This window comes from Brachybacterium halotolerans (assembly GCF_016623465.1).
Taxonomy (GTDB): domain Bacteria; phylum Actinomycetota; class Actinomycetes; order Actinomycetales; family Dermabacteraceae; genus Brachybacterium; species Brachybacterium halotolerans.
In genome coordinates, this window is the sequence record NZ_JAEDAJ010000004.1 from 33,968 (window position 1) to 50,241 (window position 16,274).

The 16,274-nt window shown below is 70.8% G+C and carries 14 protein-coding genes and 1 pseudogene; 8 read left to right on the forward strand and 7 right to left on the reverse strand.

From position 1 onward, the window contains the following. Positions 1-65 precede the first annotated feature (65 nt). From I8D64_RS08735 to I8D64_RS08750, 4 genes are read left to right on the forward strand one after another with little or no spacing between them, the layout of a single operon-like run. Entirely contained in the window at positions 66-1,778 is a 1,713-nt protein-coding gene (locus tag I8D64_RS08735) for an ABC1 kinase family protein (protein ID WP_200502125.1), read from the forward strand. Further along, complete coding sequence (locus tag I8D64_RS08740; RefSeq protein ID WP_200502126.1) at positions 1,775-2,956, forward strand: MarP family serine protease; 1,182 nt, start codon at positions 1,775-1,777, stop codon at positions 2,954-2,956. The genes I8D64_RS08735 and I8D64_RS08740 overlap by 4 nt, the downstream gene beginning before the upstream one ends. Then, on the forward strand, positions 2,953-3,894 hold the full coding sequence (locus I8D64_RS08745) for a phosphotransferase (RefSeq protein ID WP_200502127.1): 942 nt from the start codon (positions 2,953-2,955) through the stop codon (positions 3,892-3,894). The genes I8D64_RS08740 and I8D64_RS08745 overlap by 4 nt, the downstream gene beginning before the upstream one ends. Positions 3,895-3,939: 45 nt before the next feature. Further along, positions 3,940-5,046 (forward strand): enolase C-terminal domain-like protein, encoded by a 1,107-nt coding sequence (locus I8D64_RS08750; RefSeq protein WP_200502128.1) that lies wholly within the window; start codon positions 3,940-3,942, stop codon positions 5,044-5,046. A gap of 46 nt (positions 5,047-5,092) precedes the next feature. Here I8D64_RS08750 and I8D64_RS08755 read toward each other — a convergent pair whose 3' ends face one another. After that, positions 5,093-6,127, reverse strand: a complete 1,035-nt coding sequence (locus tag I8D64_RS08755; protein ID WP_200502129.1) for a putative FMN-dependent luciferase-like monooxygenase — start codon at positions 6,125-6,127, stop codon at positions 5,093-5,095. A gap of 164 nt (positions 6,128-6,291) precedes the next feature. Here I8D64_RS08755 and I8D64_RS08760 point away from each other — a divergent pair. After that, positions 6,292-7,186 (forward strand): IS5 family transposase gene (locus I8D64_RS08760; protein ID WP_200502356.1). Its coding sequence is split into 2 segments (ribosomal slippage): positions 6,292-6,642 and positions 6,644-7,186, totalling 894 coding nucleotides; the frame shifts between segments, so codons are not numbered across the junction. Between the two features lie 46 nt (positions 7,187-7,232). On the opposite strand, the gene I8D64_RS08765 is transcribed toward I8D64_RS08760, so the two are convergent. From I8D64_RS08765 to I8D64_RS08780, 4 genes are all read right to left on the reverse strand, one after another. Then, entirely contained in the window at positions 7,233-8,588 is a 1,356-nt protein-coding gene (locus tag I8D64_RS08765) for a sulfatase family protein (protein WP_200502130.1), read from the reverse strand. Between the two features lie 2 nt (positions 8,589-8,590). Beyond that, positions 8,591-9,397 carry an ABC transporter permease subunit gene (locus I8D64_RS17315; RefSeq protein ID WP_200502131.1) on the reverse strand — a complete coding sequence of 269 codons (807 nt, stop codon included), beginning with the start codon at positions 9,395-9,397 and terminating at the stop codon, positions 8,591-8,593. A gap of 89 nt (positions 9,398-9,486) precedes the next feature. Continuing rightward, a complete protein-coding gene (locus tag I8D64_RS08775; RefSeq protein WP_200502132.1) occupies positions 9,487-10,392 on the reverse strand; it encodes an ABC transporter permease subunit in 906 nt (301 codons plus the stop codon). A 5-nt stretch (positions 10,393-10,397) separates the two neighbouring features. After that, a complete protein-coding gene (locus tag I8D64_RS08780; protein ID WP_200502133.1) occupies positions 10,398-11,648 on the reverse strand; it encodes an ABC transporter substrate-binding protein in 1,251 nt (416 codons plus the stop codon). Positions 11,649-11,745: 97 nt separating this feature from the next. Here I8D64_RS08780 and I8D64_RS17915 point away from each other — a divergent pair. Beyond that, positions 11,746-11,952 (forward strand): annotated as a pseudogene (locus tag I8D64_RS17915) (MarR family transcriptional regulator); the annotation flags it as partial. A 30-nt stretch (positions 11,953-11,982) separates the two neighbouring features. Further along, positions 11,983-13,026 carry an ROK family protein gene (locus I8D64_RS08785; protein ID WP_246482898.1) on the forward strand — a complete coding sequence of 348 codons (1,044 nt, stop codon included), beginning with the start codon at positions 11,983-11,985 and terminating at the stop codon, positions 13,024-13,026. A 12-nt stretch (positions 13,027-13,038) separates the two neighbouring features. On the opposite strand, the gene I8D64_RS08790 is transcribed toward I8D64_RS08785, so the two are convergent. After that, positions 13,039-13,809, reverse strand: coding sequence for a glucose 1-dehydrogenase (locus I8D64_RS08790; protein ID WP_200502135.1), 771 nt, complete (start codon positions 13,807-13,809; stop codon positions 13,039-13,041). A gap of 85 nt (positions 13,810-13,894) precedes the next feature. Beyond that, the gene (locus tag I8D64_RS08795) at positions 13,895-14,641 is read right to left on the reverse strand and encodes a PAS domain-containing protein (protein WP_200502136.1); all 747 of its coding nucleotides are present in this window, start codon (positions 14,639-14,641) and stop codon (positions 13,895-13,897) included. 201 nt (positions 14,642-14,842) lie between these two features. Between I8D64_RS08795 and I8D64_RS08800 the strand changes: the two genes are divergently transcribed. Further along, complete coding sequence (locus I8D64_RS08800; protein WP_246482899.1) at positions 14,843-16,273, forward strand: MFS transporter; 1,431 nt, start codon at positions 14,843-14,845, stop codon at positions 16,271-16,273. Position 16,274 lies beyond the last annotated feature (1 nt).

The following is a 16,274-nucleotide window of genomic DNA, read 5'->3' on the forward strand; positions in this document are numbered from 1 at the left end:
GCCCACTAGCATCGACGGTTCCAGGTCGTCGACCCCGCCGATCACGTTCGATCCAGGAGACAGAGATGGCGCCCTCGCATTCCGTCGCCCGCTACCGCGAGATCGCCGAGATCCTCGTGAGCAATGGTCTGGCAGCGCTCGCCGGGCAGACGGGCCTGCTCGGCCACGTCCCCGAGAGTCTGCGGCGCCGTGCGGGAGGGCCGGACGCCGCGGACGGCGGCGGCGCGCCGGGCCCCGTGCCAGGTCCCGTGAGGCTGCGCCGAGCACTCGAGCAGCTCGGGCCCACGTTCATGAAGCTCGGCCAGATGCTGGCCACGAGGGACGACCTCCTGCCGGCCGCGTACACCGAGGAGCTCACACGGCTGCAGGACCACACACCGCCCGCACCGTACGAGCAGATCGCCCAGGTCGTGCGCGAAGAGCTGGGCATGGACCCGCTGGAGGCGTTCGAGATGTTCGAGGAGGCGCCGCTCGCGACGGCGTCCATCGGGCAGGCGCACCGCGCACGGATGCTCGACGGCACGGAGGTCGTCGTGAAGGTCCGCAAACCCGGCGTGGAGGACATCGTCGCTGAGGACCTCGGCATCCTCCGGCACCTGGCGGGGATCGCCGACCGCGAGTGGGAGACGGCGCGTGACGTGGACGTCGAGGGCCTGGCCTCTGCCTTCGACCGCAGCATGCGCCGCGAGCTCGACTACCGCGCCGAGGCGGCGAACGCGCAGCGGTTCGCCGCGGACCTCGCCGAGGACCCGGTGGTGCGGATCCCGCGGGTCTTCACCGCGCTGAGCACTTCCCGAGTGCTCACGGAGGAGTTCGCTGCCGGCATGCGGATCACGGACCGCGAGGCTCTCGATGCGGCGGGCGTGGACAGACCGGCGCTCGCTCGCGCCGCAACCCGCTCCATCGTGAAGATGGTCCTGGTCGACGGGTTCTTCCATGCTGATCCGCATCCCGGCAACATGTTCGTCCGGGAGGACGGCTGCATCTGGCTCATCGACTTCGGGATGGTGGGCGAGCTCAGTCGCCCGGTGCGCGAGGACATCGTGCGCCTCACCTTCTCGCTGGCCCGCCACGACTCCGACGGCGTCGCGGCGTCCCTGCTCCGACTCGCACCTCCGCAGGGCCCGCACGACGCTCGCCGGTTCGATCAGGACGTGCAGGCTCTCCTGGACACTCTGGAGGGGCACGCCCTCGCCGACATCTCCCTCTCGGCCTTCTTCGAGAAGCTGACCACCCTGCTCCGCCGGCACCGGCTGCAGCTGCCGGCGGATGTGTCCACTCTGCTGAGGATGCTCGTGCTCACCGAGTCCAGCGCTGTGCTCCTGGACCCCACGTTCCATATCAGCGCTGTCCTCGAGGAGGTCCTGCCCGTCGCCCTGGCGCAGATCTGGGGTCCGCAGGCATTGCTCACACGTCTCGGTGAGAGCGGGATGCAGGCGCTGCGCCTGGGCGAAGAAGCGCCCGCGAGGGTGCGCCGCATGCTCGACGACTACGAGTCGAGGGGCGTCGCCGTGCACATCGATCCCGACGACCTGGAACCGCTGGTCGAGCGGATCGAGGCGACAGGGGATCGCATCGTCGCGGGCGTCACCATGGGTGCGATGCTCGTGGGCGTGGGCCGCGTGGCGGCCGCAGGCGTCGAGCGCTCCCACCGAGGACTGCGGGATCCGCTGATGCTCGCCGCCGGAGGCGCGACCCTGGTGCTGGGCGCATATCTCGCAGCGGGCGCCGGCCCGGCGCGCTCGCTCGCGCGGATGGTCACCCGGAGAGCGCGATGACGTGGATCGTGGATGTGGTCGCCGTGATCATCCTGCTGGGCGCTCTCGGCGCGGGCCTGCGTTCGGGATTCGCAGCCACTCTCGGCGCCCTGCTGGGCCTCGTGGCCGGCGCGGCGGCCGCGGTGTGGGCGCTCCCCCACGTCTCCGCGGCGGTCGATCCCCCGTGGCGCACGGTCGCCGTGCTCGGCGCCCTGTTCCTGCTGCTCGTGGTCGGCTGCGGCATCGGCTCGAGCATCGGCGGACTGATCCGTCGGGGCGCAGACCGCATCCACCTGCGCGTCCTCGAACGTCTGCTCGGCGGGGTGCTCGGGCTCGTGCTGGGCCTGGTCGTGGTGATGTTCGGCGGGGCCGGGCTGGTCTCGGCGGGCATCCCGGGCGTCTCCAGCACGGTCGCGTCCTCGCGGGTCCTGCAGCAGATCGACCGTGCCACACCGGAGCCCGTCGACGACGCCCTCGCCCAGCTGCGAGCGGAGGTCGTCGGCACCCTGCCCATGCCCACCATCGTGAGCCCGCCCGAGGGACTGGGCGAGGCCGACGTCCCGACGTCGGCCCCCGTCGATCTCGACCAGGCGGACCTCACGCAGGCCGCGCAGTCCGTCGCGCGCGTCTTCGGGCCGACGAACGGCTGCGGCACCATCTCCACCGGATCCGGCTTCGTGATCGCGCCCGATCGCATCGTCACCAACGCCCACGTGGTCGCCGGCGTGGACCATCCGATGGTCGAGCTGCCCGGCGAGAGCGCCCGCGAGGGACGCGTGGTCCACTTCGACGTCGAGAACGACCTGGCGGTGATCGCGGCCGACGTCGACGCCGAACCCCTGAAGCTCGTCGACAGGCTGGACGACGGCGCCTCGGCCGTGATCCAGGGGTACCCGCACGGCGGGCCGTTCCGCTCGTCCTCGGCGACGGTGCGCGCCTCGGGCAGCGCCGAGGTGCACGACGCGCACGGCGAGGGCACAGTGCGCCGCGACATCTACGTGCTGGATGCGGAGGTCGAGCCCGGCAACTCCGGCGGTCCGCTGCTGGACTCCGACGGCGGCGTCGCCGGGGTGGTCTTCGCGCGCGGCGAGTCCGACGACGACGTCGCCTACGCGATGACCGACGCCGAGCTGCTGCCCGTGATCGCGCAGCTCGACGGCGAGACGGAGACCGTGTCGACGGGGGCGTGCACCGCGTGAGCGCCGAGGGCGACGGGAGCGCCGAGCGTGCCGACAGCGCCAAGGGCGGCGAGGACGGTCTCGACCCGGACCTGCGCCGCTGGCTCGAGCCGCTGGTCGGCGAGGTCGCGCTCGTGCGCCCCCTGGTCGGCGGGATCACCGGCCAGATGCTCCAGCTGCGGCCGACCTCCGGCGGCGAGGATCTGGTGGTCCGCCGCTGGCGCAGCAGGGGCCCGGAGGAGCAGGAACTGGTGCGGCGCGAGACGACCGGGCTCGAGGCGCTGACCGACTCGGGGCTTCCCATCCCCCGACTGCTCGCCGCGGATCCCGACGGCAGCGGATCGGGCCTGCCCTCGACCATGACCTCGTTCCTCCCAGGCCGCGTGGAGCTCGATCCGGCGGATCTGCGGGAGTGGGTGCGGCTGCTCGCCGAGATGCTCGTGCGCATCCACTCCGTGCCTCCGCCGGCGCTCGGGACCTGCGAGTACATGCCCTATGCGCAGCACCCGTGGCTCGTCGCGCTCGGAGACGCCGGACTCGCCAGGGACGCGCACGAGCTGGCCTCGCGCGCCCCGGACCCTTCGTCCGCCGTGCTCTCCCACGGCGACTACCAGCACTTCAACGTGCTGTGGGAGGAGACGGACCGCCCACGGATCCGCGCGGTGGTCGACTGGCCGACGGCGGGTCTCGCCGACCGCGGCCTGGACGTGGGGCACTGCCGGCTGAACCTCGCCGTCCTCTTCTCGGCCGACGCCGCCATGTGGTTCCTCGACGACTACGAGCGGGCCGCCGGGGTGCACGTCGACCCGGCGGCGGACGTCGAGCAGCTGCTGGGCTTCAGCCTCCAGTGGCCCGAGTTCATTCCTATCCAGGTCGCGGGGCGCCGGACCGTGGACGGGCCTGGAATGGCTCGGCGGGTGCGGGAGACGATCAGGCGGACGCTCGATCGCGCAGGATGAGATCGAGGGCCCCGCCGTCCGCCGACCCCCTCCGATCGGAACCCCATGGTCACCGCCGACCCCACGCTCCGCTCCGTCGAGCTGCACCGCCTCGAGACCCGCTACTCCCGCACCATCGGCCGCAATGCGCGCCTCGGCGAGCACGGTGACGGCCCATCGGCCGACGTCGTGGTGCTGCGCACGGACGACGGCCGCACGGGATGGGGTCTTGTCGAGGGCCCTCCGGGCGACGTCGACGCCCTGATCGGCCGCCGCCTGTCCGACCTCATCGACCCCGCGAGCGGCGTGCGCGATCCCCGGGACCACTGGGCGGACGTCGCTCTGCATGACCTCCTCGGCGTCGTCCTCGACCAGCCGGTCCATGCCCTGCTTGGCGGGCGCGGGACCGTCGACGTCCCGGTGTACGACGGCGCCCTGTACTTCGAGGACCTCGACCCGCAGGAGTCCCCGGGCGGCATCGCGCGGATCCTCGAGGAGTGCCGGGCGGACGCCGCGCTCGGCTACCGCGACGTGAAGCTCAAGATCGGACGCGGCAACCGCTGGATGCCGCGCGCCGAGGGGGACGCCCGCGACGTCGCGGTGACACGTGCCGTCCGCGAGGCGATGCCCGGGGCGCGGCTGCTCGTGGACGCCAACGACGGCTATGACCTGCCCGGGTTCCTGCGCTATCTCGACGCGGTGGCCGACGTCGGCCTGCACTGGGTCGAGGAGCCCTTCCTCGACGACGCCGACGATCTCGCGCAGCTGCGCGCCTGGCTCGACGAGCACTCCCCCGCCACCCTGATCGCCGAGGGCGAGACCACCCCGGAGGTGCCGGCGCTGCTGCCGATCGCCGCCGCGGGCAGCATCGACGTGCTGCTCATGGACGTGATCTCCTTCGGCCTCACGCCCTGGCGCCGGCTCATGCCCGAGATCGAGGCCGCAGGGACCCTGGCCTCACCGCACGCGTGGGGCCAGCCGCTGAAGACCCGGTACGCGGCGCACCTCGCCGCGGGCTGCGGGAACGTCGAGCTCGTCGAGGGCGTGCCCGGCACGGTGCGGGGCGTCGAGGATGCGCTGCTGCGGCCCGTCGACGGGGTGCTGCACCTCGACGACGCGCCCGGCTTCGGCATCCCGCTGCCGGACGCGGAGCACCTGCTCCCTCACGACTGATCCCGTGGCGCCGGTCCCGGGGGGGGCGTGGACGACGGCGACGGGCTCAGGTCCCTGCGCGAAGGGACGCGGCCGCCTCCGGTCCCGTGGCGAGGCCGAGGCGCGGAGCGACCTCCGTGGCCAGCAGCTCGAGGCTGCGCAGGGTCATCTCGTGGGGCGCGGCGATCGAGTGCACCTGGAACGAGACGTCGGTCGCGGCGGACAGCGTCTCGTCGGCCGCGAGCGTCTCGCAGACCTCCTTGACGGTCCCCACGTGCGTGTCGGTGATGGTCACGAGCTCCTGGATGCTCGCGCCGTCGGCGTCGAATCCGCTCTGGCCCGCGGCGAGCGCGCGCAGCCCCGGCTCCGCGAGGGCGAGGGCGCGGTCGCGGTCGCCGGGGTCCACGACGAGCGCCGTGCGCGAGGCGAGGACCCGCGAGCCCGCTCCCTCCGGGAGCGCGCTGCGGTAGGCCTCGATGATGGGCAGCTGGAGCTCGTGGAGGGGCAGGTCGAGGGCGTCCTCGGGCCGCACCTGGGTGCGCGAGAGCATCAGTCCGTCGCCGGCCTCACCGGCGCGTCGGCCGCCGTCGGCGGAGAACGTCGCCTGCCGGATGCGCCGGCCGAGGTCCCCGGCGGGCGGGTAGATCCGGGACTCGGTCCCGCGGACCCCGCGACCGACGAGCGCGTCCCGCAGCACACCCAGGTGCGCGGCGAAGATCTCCCGGCGCCGGGCGGGGTCGCGGCCGAAGGCGGGGAACGAGGACGGCGTGCCGCCGGCGGCGATCCCGAGCTGCACGCGCCCGCCGCTCAGGGCGTCGAGCACGGAGGCGTCCTCGGCCGCGCGCAGGGGATCGTCGATCGGGAGGGTGAGCACGCCGGTGGCCAGTGCGATGTCGTGCGTGCGCTGCGCTGCGGCAGCGAGCAGCACGAAGGGCGAGGGCAGCCCGCCCTCGTGCTCGCCGAAGTGGTGCTGGGCGACCCAGGCGGAGGCGAAGCCGAGCTCGTCGGCCTGAGCGATCTGCTCGAGCGCGAAGCGGTATCGGTCGGCAGGACCCGCCTCCTCGAGGAGGCGGGTGAACAGTCCCAGGCGGGGTCGGGTCATGGTGCGGGGTCTCCTCTGTGCCGGGGGTGCGTCGGGAACCGGTCCCGATGTGGGATCACGGAGCCGACTCCCCTGAGGAGCTCATCGCGATATCCGGCTCGCGGACCGATGGACCTAGGGCGTGTCTGACAAATGGATCGGCGGCGTGCTGAGAGGCTGTGAGCGTGTCGCGGTTTCAGATGCTCTCGGATGCTCAGTGGTCGTTGATCGAGGAGATGCTGCCGCGTCCGACCGGGCGCAAGGGGCGGCCGTTCTCGGACGCCAGGACGATGGTCGAAGGCATCGTCTACCGGTATCGGTGCGGGATCGCGTGGCGGGACCTTCCTGAGGCGTTCGGTCCGTGGCAGACGGTGTGGACCTGGCATCACCGCATGGCGGCGGAGGGAACCTGGGACAAGGTGCTCGCCAAGCTCACGGCCGCGGCCGACGCCGAAGGACTCGTGGACTGGTCACTGTCCGTCGACTCCACGATCGCTCGCGCGCATCAGCACGCGACCAACACGAAGCGCCTCACAGGGGGCTGGATCGAATTACACGAGCCCGGCCGACGAGCCGCCTGATCACGCGGTCGGCCGCTCCCGCGGCGGCTTGTCGACGAAGATCCATCAGCTCGTCGACGGCAACGGCCTGCCCCTGGTTGCGCTGCTCACAGCGGGTCAGGCTGGCGACTCGCCCATGTTCCTGCCGCTGATGGAGCGCCTGCGAGTTGCGCGTCCCCTCGGTCGGCCCCGAACCCGTCCCGACGCAGTCCGCGGCGACAAGGCGTACTCGTCACGCGCGATCCGCGGACACCTGCGCTCCCGTGGGATCAAAGCCGTGATCCCCGAACCGTCCGACCAGCAGGGCCACCGCAAGCGCCGCGGATCACGCGGTGGACGCCCGGTCGGGCTCGATGCGGCCGACTACCGGAACCGGAACGTCATCGAGCGCCGCTACTGCCAGATCAAGCAATGGCGCGGGCTCGCGACCCGCTACGACAAGCTCGCCATCGTCTACCGCGCCGCCGTGATCCTCAACGCCGTCATCGCCTGGACCCGGCAATTGTCAGACACGCCCTAGCAGTTCCGGGGCGACGTGCGGTGCGGTCCCGGGAGTGGTCTCGCCCTCAGCGACTCCGAGCGGTGCTCCCCCATTGCACGGCGGCGTCCTGGTATCGGGTGATCGCGCGCTCGAGGTCGGCGACGATCCTGGGCGCCTGCCCGGAGAGGTCCGTCGACTCCTGGGGATCGGACTCGAGGTCGAAGAGGGCGGCGTGGACCGCAGCGGGCGGGTCCATGCCCTCGCGAGCGTCGTGGACCAGCTTGTGACGACCCCGTCGCACCGCGTACTGGCCCTGGTACTCCCACACGACGGCGCGCTCGGTGGCTTCGGTGAACTCGCCCGACGGTGTCGCGACGCCTTCGCCATCTCCATCGCCCCGCAGCGCATCGAGCAGGGAGATCCCGTCGACGTCGGGCAGCTCCGGCTCCTCGCCGTCCACGGCGTGCAGGAGCGTCGGGAGCAGATCCATCATCGTGCCCACCTGGTCGTGCTCGGCGTTGGACGGGAGCTGCGCAGGCCAGGAGACGATGCCGGGCACGCGGAGCCCCCCTTCGAACACGGAACCCTTCGAGCCGCGGAGCCCGCCGGCGGAGCCGCCCGTGTACGAGATCTCCTCGCCGTCGAGCCAGTTGCGGCTCTCCCTGGAGGGTCCGTTGTCGGAGGAGAACAGCACGATCGTGTCGTCCCGGGCGCCGCTGCGATCGAGGGCCGCGAGGATCTCGCCGACGGCATCGTCCATCGCGGCGATCATCGCCGCGCTCTCCCGCCGACCGGGAGGCAGGTGGGCGACGCGGCGCATGTGCTCGTCGGGCGCGTGCATCGGGTAGTGCGGCGCGTTGAAGGGGACGTAGCAGAAGAAGGGCGACTCGGGCGCCGTGCGGATGATGAAGTCCGCGGCGCGGTTCCCGATGACCGTGGTGAGGTACTCGCCGTTGCGCCACACCTCGTCGTCCCCGTCCCAGAGGTCGTGCACCGGGTTGTGGTCTCCCCAGTAGAAGATGTGCGAGTAGTAGTCGACGCAGCCGGCGCGGAAGCCGAAGGTCTCGTCGAACCCGAAGTGGAAGGGCGCGTAGGCGGGGTCGGCCCCCAGGTGCCATTTGCCGAACAGTCCCGTCCGATACCCGCGCTGGCGCAGGTGCGAGGCGAGGGTGGGCTGGTGGGGCAGGCCGGGTGTGTGACGGGTCCCGCCGAGGATCGATTCCACACCGGCGTGGGCGGGGTATCGGCCGGTCATCAGGGAGGCCCGCGAGGGCGAGCACACCGGGGAGTTCGCGTACCACTGGGGAAGCCGGACCCCGGCCGCGCAGAGGGCGTCGAGGTGCGGGGTGGGTATGTCGTCGGCCCCGAAGCAGCCGAGGTCACCCCAGCCGAGGTCGTCGGCGAACAGGATCACGATGTTGGGGCGGCTCGGCTGTGTCATCTTCACTCCTTCACGGCTCCCGCGGTCATGCCGGCGACGAGCCGACGCTGCAGCAGGGAGAACAGGACGACGGTGGGCAGGGCGGCGACCACGGAGGCGGCCATGACGACTCCCCAGTCGGTGCCGTATTCGCCGAAGAGCCCGGCGATGCCCACCTGGACGGTTTTCAGGGAGTCGCTGGTGAGGAACACCTGCGCGAACAGGAACTCGTCCCACATGGCGATGAACGTGGTGACTCCGACTGTGACGATCCCGGGCCAGACCAGCGGGGCGATCACGCGCACGATGACCGTGAGCGTCGAGGCTCCGTCGATCCTCGCCGCCTCGTCGAGCGTCTGCGGCACGGCGTTCAGGAATCCGGTCATGAGGAGCGTGGCGAGCGGGGTCGTGATCGCGACGTAGACGATGATCAGCCCGGCGAAAGAGTTCAGCAGCCGCAGCTCGGCGAAGAGGAGGTAGACCGGCGTGATCAGCACGACGAAGGGGAGCAGCTGCGTGGCGACCAGCACCAGCATCACGGCCGGCCTCCCCCGGAACGCGAAGCGCGAGAGCGCGAACCCGGCGAGCGTCGCGATCGCCACCGTGATGACCGTCCCGCTGACGCACACGATGATGCTGTTGGGCAGGTAGCGCCCGAATCCCGTCTGCTCGAACAGCCGCGCGTACGAGTCCAGGCTGAGTCCCGAGAAGACGGTGCGCCAGGTGATGCCCTGCGAGATGGCCTGCACCGGGCGCAGAGAGCTGTAGAGCATCCAGATCACGGGGAAGAGGATCACGAGGAGGATCACGGCGAACGGAATGAGGAACACGAGGTCCCGCAGACGCCTGCCCTCACGTGATCGTCGTGGTGCTCCGGGCCGACGCCGGGCCCCGCTCATCCGATCGGAAGGTGCCGCCGTCATCGGGATTCCCCCTTCGTGGAGGTGACACGCAGGTAGACCACGGCGAAGATCGCCATGATCGCGGTCATCAGCAATCCGATCGCCGCGCCCGCGCCGAGGTCGTTGTCGAAGAACGCGGCGCTGTACAGCTCGGTGGCCAGCACGGCGGTCGCATTTCCCAGCCCACCGCCCGTGGTGAGCCAGACGTATACGAAATTGTTGAAGGTCTGGATCACGGTCACCAGCACCACGACGGTCAGCACGGGACGCAGATGCGGGACGGTGACGCTGCGCCAGGACGCCCACCGACCCGCGCCATCGACCGCGGCGGCCTCGTACTGCTCCGCCGGGATCGATTGCAGTCCGGCGACGAGCACCATGACCACGAACGGGAGCTCGCGCCAGACGATGATCGCGATGATCGACCACCACACGGTGCTGGTCTGCGCCAGGAAGGGGACGCCCTGATCGATGACCCCGAGCCCGGTGAGCGCCTGGTTCAGCACGCCCGTGCTCCCGTCGAGGATCCACCGCCACGCTGCGATCGCGACGACCTGGGGGACCATCCACGGGATGAGGATGATCGTGCGGGAGACACCGCGGAGCCGCCACCGCCTCAGGATCGGGGACTCCAGAGCGAGGGCCAGCCCCAGCCCGATGCCGAGGCGCAGGACCACGGTCGCCGCTGTCAGCCAGAGAACGGTGTTGAGTGCGGCGTGCGGCAGGTCTCCGCTGCTCCACAGGTCGGTGAAGTTCTCGAGGCCCGCAGCTTCGGCCTCGCCCGGCGACTGGTAGGGCGTGAGGTGCTGGAAGGCGAGGACCACGTTGTAGACGGACGGGATGAGGAACAGCAGTCCGATCACGAGCAGAGCGGGGGCACTGAGCAGGTACGGTTGCGCCGAGCGGAGGCGGGATGCGATCACGTCGATCACTCCTCGAGCCCGCGGGCGAGGGCGTCGAGGAGCTTGTGCGAGGCGTCCTCGGGCTCCGATTGACCGGAGTAGACGGCGGAGAACTGCTGGTTCACCTGTTCTTGGAGCGAAGCGATGGTGATCGGCGCGTCCGCGTAGCGTGCGAAGGATTCGGCGTGCGGGAGCTGCTTCGTGAACCCTCGCTCCGACGGGTCCACATCCACCCGATCGAGAGTCGCGGCCGACGCCGGGTACTGCGGGTACAGCTCGAAGGTCTCCGGGCTCAGCAAATGGGAGACGAACGCCCAGGCCGCTTCCGGCTCCTCGCAGTTCGCGTTGATGCCGAGCGCTCGGCCACCGAGATGCGTCGCGCCGTCGACGAGGCCGCACGGCATGGGGGCTGTCATCAGCTCGGCGTCGATGCTCTCCCGTGCGGCGCGGAATGCCGTCGGCGGCATGAACGTCATCGCGCAGCTGCCCTCGCCGAGAGCGCCCACGATGCTCGGGTCGCCGTAATCGGTGACCGCCTGCATCGCCGCCGGAGTGATGCGCTCGGTGAAGAAGGTGTTGAAGTAGGTCATCGCGTCCGCGAGCTGCTGCTCGTCGACGGCCACCTCCCACGATTCTCCGTCGGCCCGGATCAGTTGGGAGCCATGTGCCCAGAGGTAGTAGTTGATGGGGAACCACTGGGCGCTCGAGTACTGGGCGGCCGCCGGGAACACGAAGCCGCTGACATCGCCCCCAGAATCCTTGGTGATGCGTGCGGAGACCTCCGCCAGTTCCTCCCAGTCCTCGGGAGTGTCCGCCACTCCCGACTTCTCCAGCACGTCGGGTCTAAAGACGAGAGCCATCGTGTCTGCGGTCCAGGGGATCGCCCAGGACTGGCGGTCGTACGTCGTCATGTCTGTGGCCAGGAGGTCTTCCTGTCCTTCCGCCGGGGCGCTGGACATGAGGCGATCGAGCGGCGTGAGGATGCGGGGCTCCGCCATGAAGGACACATCGGTGAACGCCAGCTGAGCGATGTCGGGGCCCGAACCGGCATTGGCCTCGCGCGCGAACTGCTGCGGATTGTTCGGCGACAGCGTCTCCATGGTGACGGTGTAGTCCGGATGCTCGGTATTCCATGCCTTGACCGCCTTCGCGAGTCCCGTCGCCTGATCCGCAGGGTCGAACTGGCGGAAGACGCGTCGGCCCTCCCCTCTCCCTCCGGCGCAGCCGGCCAGCGGGAGTGCCGCCAATCCCGCGGCCAGCATCGTCCGTCGTCTCATGACCAGGTCTCCTCCTGAGGTCTCCACGTCGAGCCTCGGCGTTCGCCAGTAGACATGATCAATTTGAATAAGTCAACGGCCGACGTACCATCGGCCCATGGCACTGCAGTACCCGCAGCCGGCGACGGAGCGACCGGGGCGCCGCGGGACGAACCTTCCTCGCGTCGCCGGGTACAACCAGGTCCTGGTCCTCGACCTGATCCGACGCTCTCCCGGCACCAGTCGGAGCGAGCTCGTGCAGCGCACGGGACTGACACCGCAGACACTCTCGAACATCTGCCAGCGCCTGGTGACTGCGGGACTGATCCGGGAGTCAGGGCGCGTGCGCTCCGGGATGGGCGCCCCGCGCATCGTCTACGAGGTCGTTCCCACCGGCCGGTACTCGATCGGACTCCACATCGATCCGGCGAGCCTCTCCCTGGTGCTGCTCGACCTCGCCGGCGATGACGTCCATGCGCTGACCGTGCCCACACCGCAGACACCCGGGCCCGAGCACATACTCGAACTGGTCGATACCCAGGTGAGAGCTCTACTCGACCAGGCAGCTGTCCCGACCGAAGAGGTCGCCGGTGTCGGTGTGGCGACACCCGGCCCGCTCGACATCGAGCACGGGTCGGTCGTCGGCCCTCCCCTGCTGCCGGGGTGGGGGACCGTCGAGCTCCGAGACGAGATCGCGCAGCGCCTGCGCCTCCCGGTGCTGGTCGAGAAGGACAGCACCGCCGCAGCGATCGGAGAGATCTGGCGAACACCGCGCGATGCGGAGAATCTGGCCTTCTTCTACCTGGGGAGCGGCGTGTCAGCCGGGATCGTGCTGGACGGACAGCCGCTGCGCGGGTCCGGGAACGCCGCCGGACGCCTCTCCCATCTGGGCAATATCGGACACTTCACCGCGGACCCGGATGGGCCGCCGTGCGAATGCGGCGGCCGCGGTTGCGTGGCGGTCTCCTCTCTCCCGTCACAGATCGTGGGGACCGCGGTGGAGCAGGGCGCCCTGGAAAAGGGGACCGACCTCGACGACGCACGCTCCGTGGAAGCCGCACTGTCCCGACTCGCGGAGCGCTCGGAGCATCGCGGCGACCCCGTGGCCCGGAAGATCCTCGAGGACGCCGCGCGCGGCTTCGCTCGGGTCGGCATGCAGCTGGCCAACCTGCTGGACCTGGACAGCATCGTGTTCGGCGGTCCGCAGTGGCCGGCCTTCGAGGCCGCCTGCCTGCGGATCGCTCCAACCCTGGTGAACGAGCACTACGTGGCGAAGGACGATCACACGGTCGATGTGCGGGGAACCGCGATCGGAGGCCACGTCGGCGCCGTCGGCGCCGCGTCCCTGGCGATGGCGGAGACCATGTTCGACGCACCGGGCCAGCTGTATCTGGGGTGAGAGGCCCTCGCGTCACACCACCGTGTATCCCCCGTCGACCGTGAGCACGGAGCCGGTCGCGAAGCTCGAGGCGTCGGAGGCGAAAAAGAGCACCGCCGGGGCGATCTCCTCGGGCATGGCGTAGCGCTTCATGGGGGCATCGTCGATCCAGCGCTGGCGCAGGGACGGGTCGTCGACGGGCGCCATCTCGGTCTTCACGTAGCCCGGGGCGACGGCGTTCACGCGGATCCCGTGCTCCGCCCACTCCATCGCGAGCGACTTCGTGAGGTGGTGGACGGCGGCCTTGGAGGCGTTGTAGATCGGCTGCAGCTGGGGACGGTTGACGATGTCCCCGGACATCGATCCGATGTTCACGATCGAGCCGCGACCTGCGGGGATCATGGCGCGCGCTGCGGCGCGGCTCATCTCGAAGACTCCGCCCACGTTCGTGTCGAGCACGGTGCGCAGCTCCTGCGCGGTGACGTCGAGCGCGGGGGCGTGGAAGCAGGCGCCGGCGTTGTTCACGAGCACCTCGAAACCCCCGCCGAGCTCCACGGCGGCGGCGACGGCCGCCTCGCACGATGCAGGGTCGGTGACGTCCAGGGCGATGCCACGGGTGCGTCGACCGGTCTCCTCGGCGAGGTCGCGCGCCGCCTCCTGGGAGGCGGCGCCGTCGCGGGCGCCGATGACGATGTCGGCCCCGGCCTCGGCGAGACCGCGCGCGAAGGCGAGCCCGAGGCCGCGGTAGCCGCCGGTGACGATCGCGGTGCGGCCGGTCAGGTCGAAGGTGGAGAGGATGCTCATCGGGGGGATCACCGTCTTCGTCGGGGGCGCCATGGGAGACCGAGCGGAGAGCGCAGCCCGGTGGCAGGGACGCTACCGGAGCCGCTCAGCCCCGCCGCACCTCGTCCAGGTACCCGTACGTCGTCACCCGCGAGACGCCGAGCCGCGCGGAGACCCGCTCGGCGGCGCGCTTGATGTGGAAGGCGCCCCTGCCCTCGAGCAGTCGCAGCACCTCGATGCGATCGGCCTTCGTCATCGCCGGTGCGGGCTTGCCGACGGCGGCGACGGCCTCGGCGATCATGTCGTCCAGGACGTCCGAGACGTTCGGGACCACGAGCTCCTGGGGCTCGGAGGCGGCGTCCTCTGTGGCGGCGGGGAGCAGCGCGGTGAGCGCGTCCATCGCGCCCTGCACCGGGGTGAGGTCGCGGTTGATGCAAAGCGCCGCGATGATGCGGCCCTCGTGGTCGCGGTAGTAGACCGAGGAGCTGATCAGCTCGCGCCCGTCGGCCGTGCGGGCGCGATACCCGAAGGCGTTGTGGTCGCGGCTCTGGTCGTGCAGCACCTCCGCGCCGAGGTTGGTGGAGGGGCCACCGACCCTTCGGCCGCTGACCTCGCCGTGGAGGATCGCGTGGATCGAATGCTCGAGGTCGCCCGCCGAGAGGTCGTGCAGGACCACCTCGCAGTGCGGCCCGCCGACGGCGGCGATCGCCTCCATGACCGGCGCGAGAGCGCGGTGGGCCTCGTCGATGTCGGCGAAGCGCATGTCCGTCTGCGGAGACTCGGCCAGCGCAGATCCGGTCTTCGCGGCGTCGGTCTGCGCAGCGTCGGTCTTCGCAGCTGAGGTCGTCGTCACGGCACTCTCCGTTCGTCGATGCACGGACATCATCGCACCCACATGGACAGACATTCTGTCAGCCACCTAGAATTTCAGTACAGCATCGCGTAGTCTCGCTCCGCATCGGCGCTCGACCAGCCCGATCACCCAGCTCTGCCGCACGGTCCCACCATCTCGCGGTGGGTCCACGCCCCATCGACAGGCCACGTCAAGGAGGACATGAGCCATGACTTCACGCCCCGCCGCGAGGCGCTCATGAGCGCCTCGACCCCTCAGCGCTCCCCGGGGTCCCGGGCCGCGCACGGCCCTGCCGGCTCTCGTCCCGACGCTCCCGGGTCCGGGCGCCCGCGCCGCGCGCAGGCGCGCACCATCGCCGGCGGCGCCGTCGGCACCCTGATGGAGTACTTCGACTACTACCTGTACGGACTCGCGGCCGCCGCGGTGTTCCCGCAGGTCTTCTTCTCGGGCAACGACCCCTTCGTCGCCCAGCTCGAGTCCTTCGCGACCTTCGCCGTCGGCTTCCTGTTCCGCCCCCTCGGCGGCGTCGTGTTCGGCTACATCGGCGACCGCATGGGCCGCAAGGTCACGCTGCTGGTCACGGTGATCGGCATGGGCCTGTCCACGGCCGCGATCGGGTTCATCCCGCCCGACCACATGATCGGCCTCGCGGCGCCCGTGCTGCTGCTAGTGATGCGGATGCTCCAGGGCCTGTTCGTGGGCGGGGAGATGGGCGGCGCGGCGACGATGGTCGTCGAGCACGCGCCCGTCGGCCGGCGCGGCCTGTTCGGCGCCTTCCTCATCAGCGGGGCCGGCGTCGCGAACGTGCTCTCCGCGGGCATGATGGCGGGCCTGGGCCTGGGGCCGGACTCGTTCTTCATGACCTGGGGCTGGCGGATCCCGTTCGTGTTCTCCCTGGTGCTCTCCGTGTGCGCGGTGCTGCTGAGGCGCCAGCTGCAGGAGTCCGAGGAGTTCACAACCCATACCCAGGAGATCGAGCTGGGCCGGATCCGGCGCCGCTCCCCCATCCTCGAGGTGCTGCTCCACCCCCGGAACACGATCCTGGGCATCCTCATCGGCCTCCCGCAGTCCATCGCGGGCTACGTGGTGCTCACCTACGGGCTCTCATACATGGTCTCCGGCGGCGTCCCGCCCCAGGTCGGCTTCCTGGGGACGATGATCGTGGGTGTGCTGCAGATCTTCGTCGCCCCCGCCTACGGGGCGCTCTCGGACCGGGTGGGCAGGCGCCGCGTCTACATCGCCGGCTGCATCGGCTTCGCCCTGCTCGTCTGGCCGGCGTTCCTGCTGTACGGGACGCACGTGCCCGCGCTCATCTGGCTCGGCATGGTCGTGGGGTTCGTGATCCCCGGCGTCATGATGCAGGGGACGCTCTCGACCCTGCTCACCGAGATGTTCGACGTCGAGGAGCGCACCACCGGCGTGAACGTCGGCTACCAGCTCTCCAACACGCTCGGCGGGGGGCTCGCACCCTTCATCGCGACCGCGCTCGTGGGCTGGGCGAGCGGCGAGATCTGGCCGGTCATCGTGTACGTCGTCGTCATCTGCCTGATCGGCGCGATCGCCACCGCCGCCGCCTCGATCCGTCCCGATACGGCCGACGCCGGCCGGCTCCGCGCGCTGGAGACGACCTGAC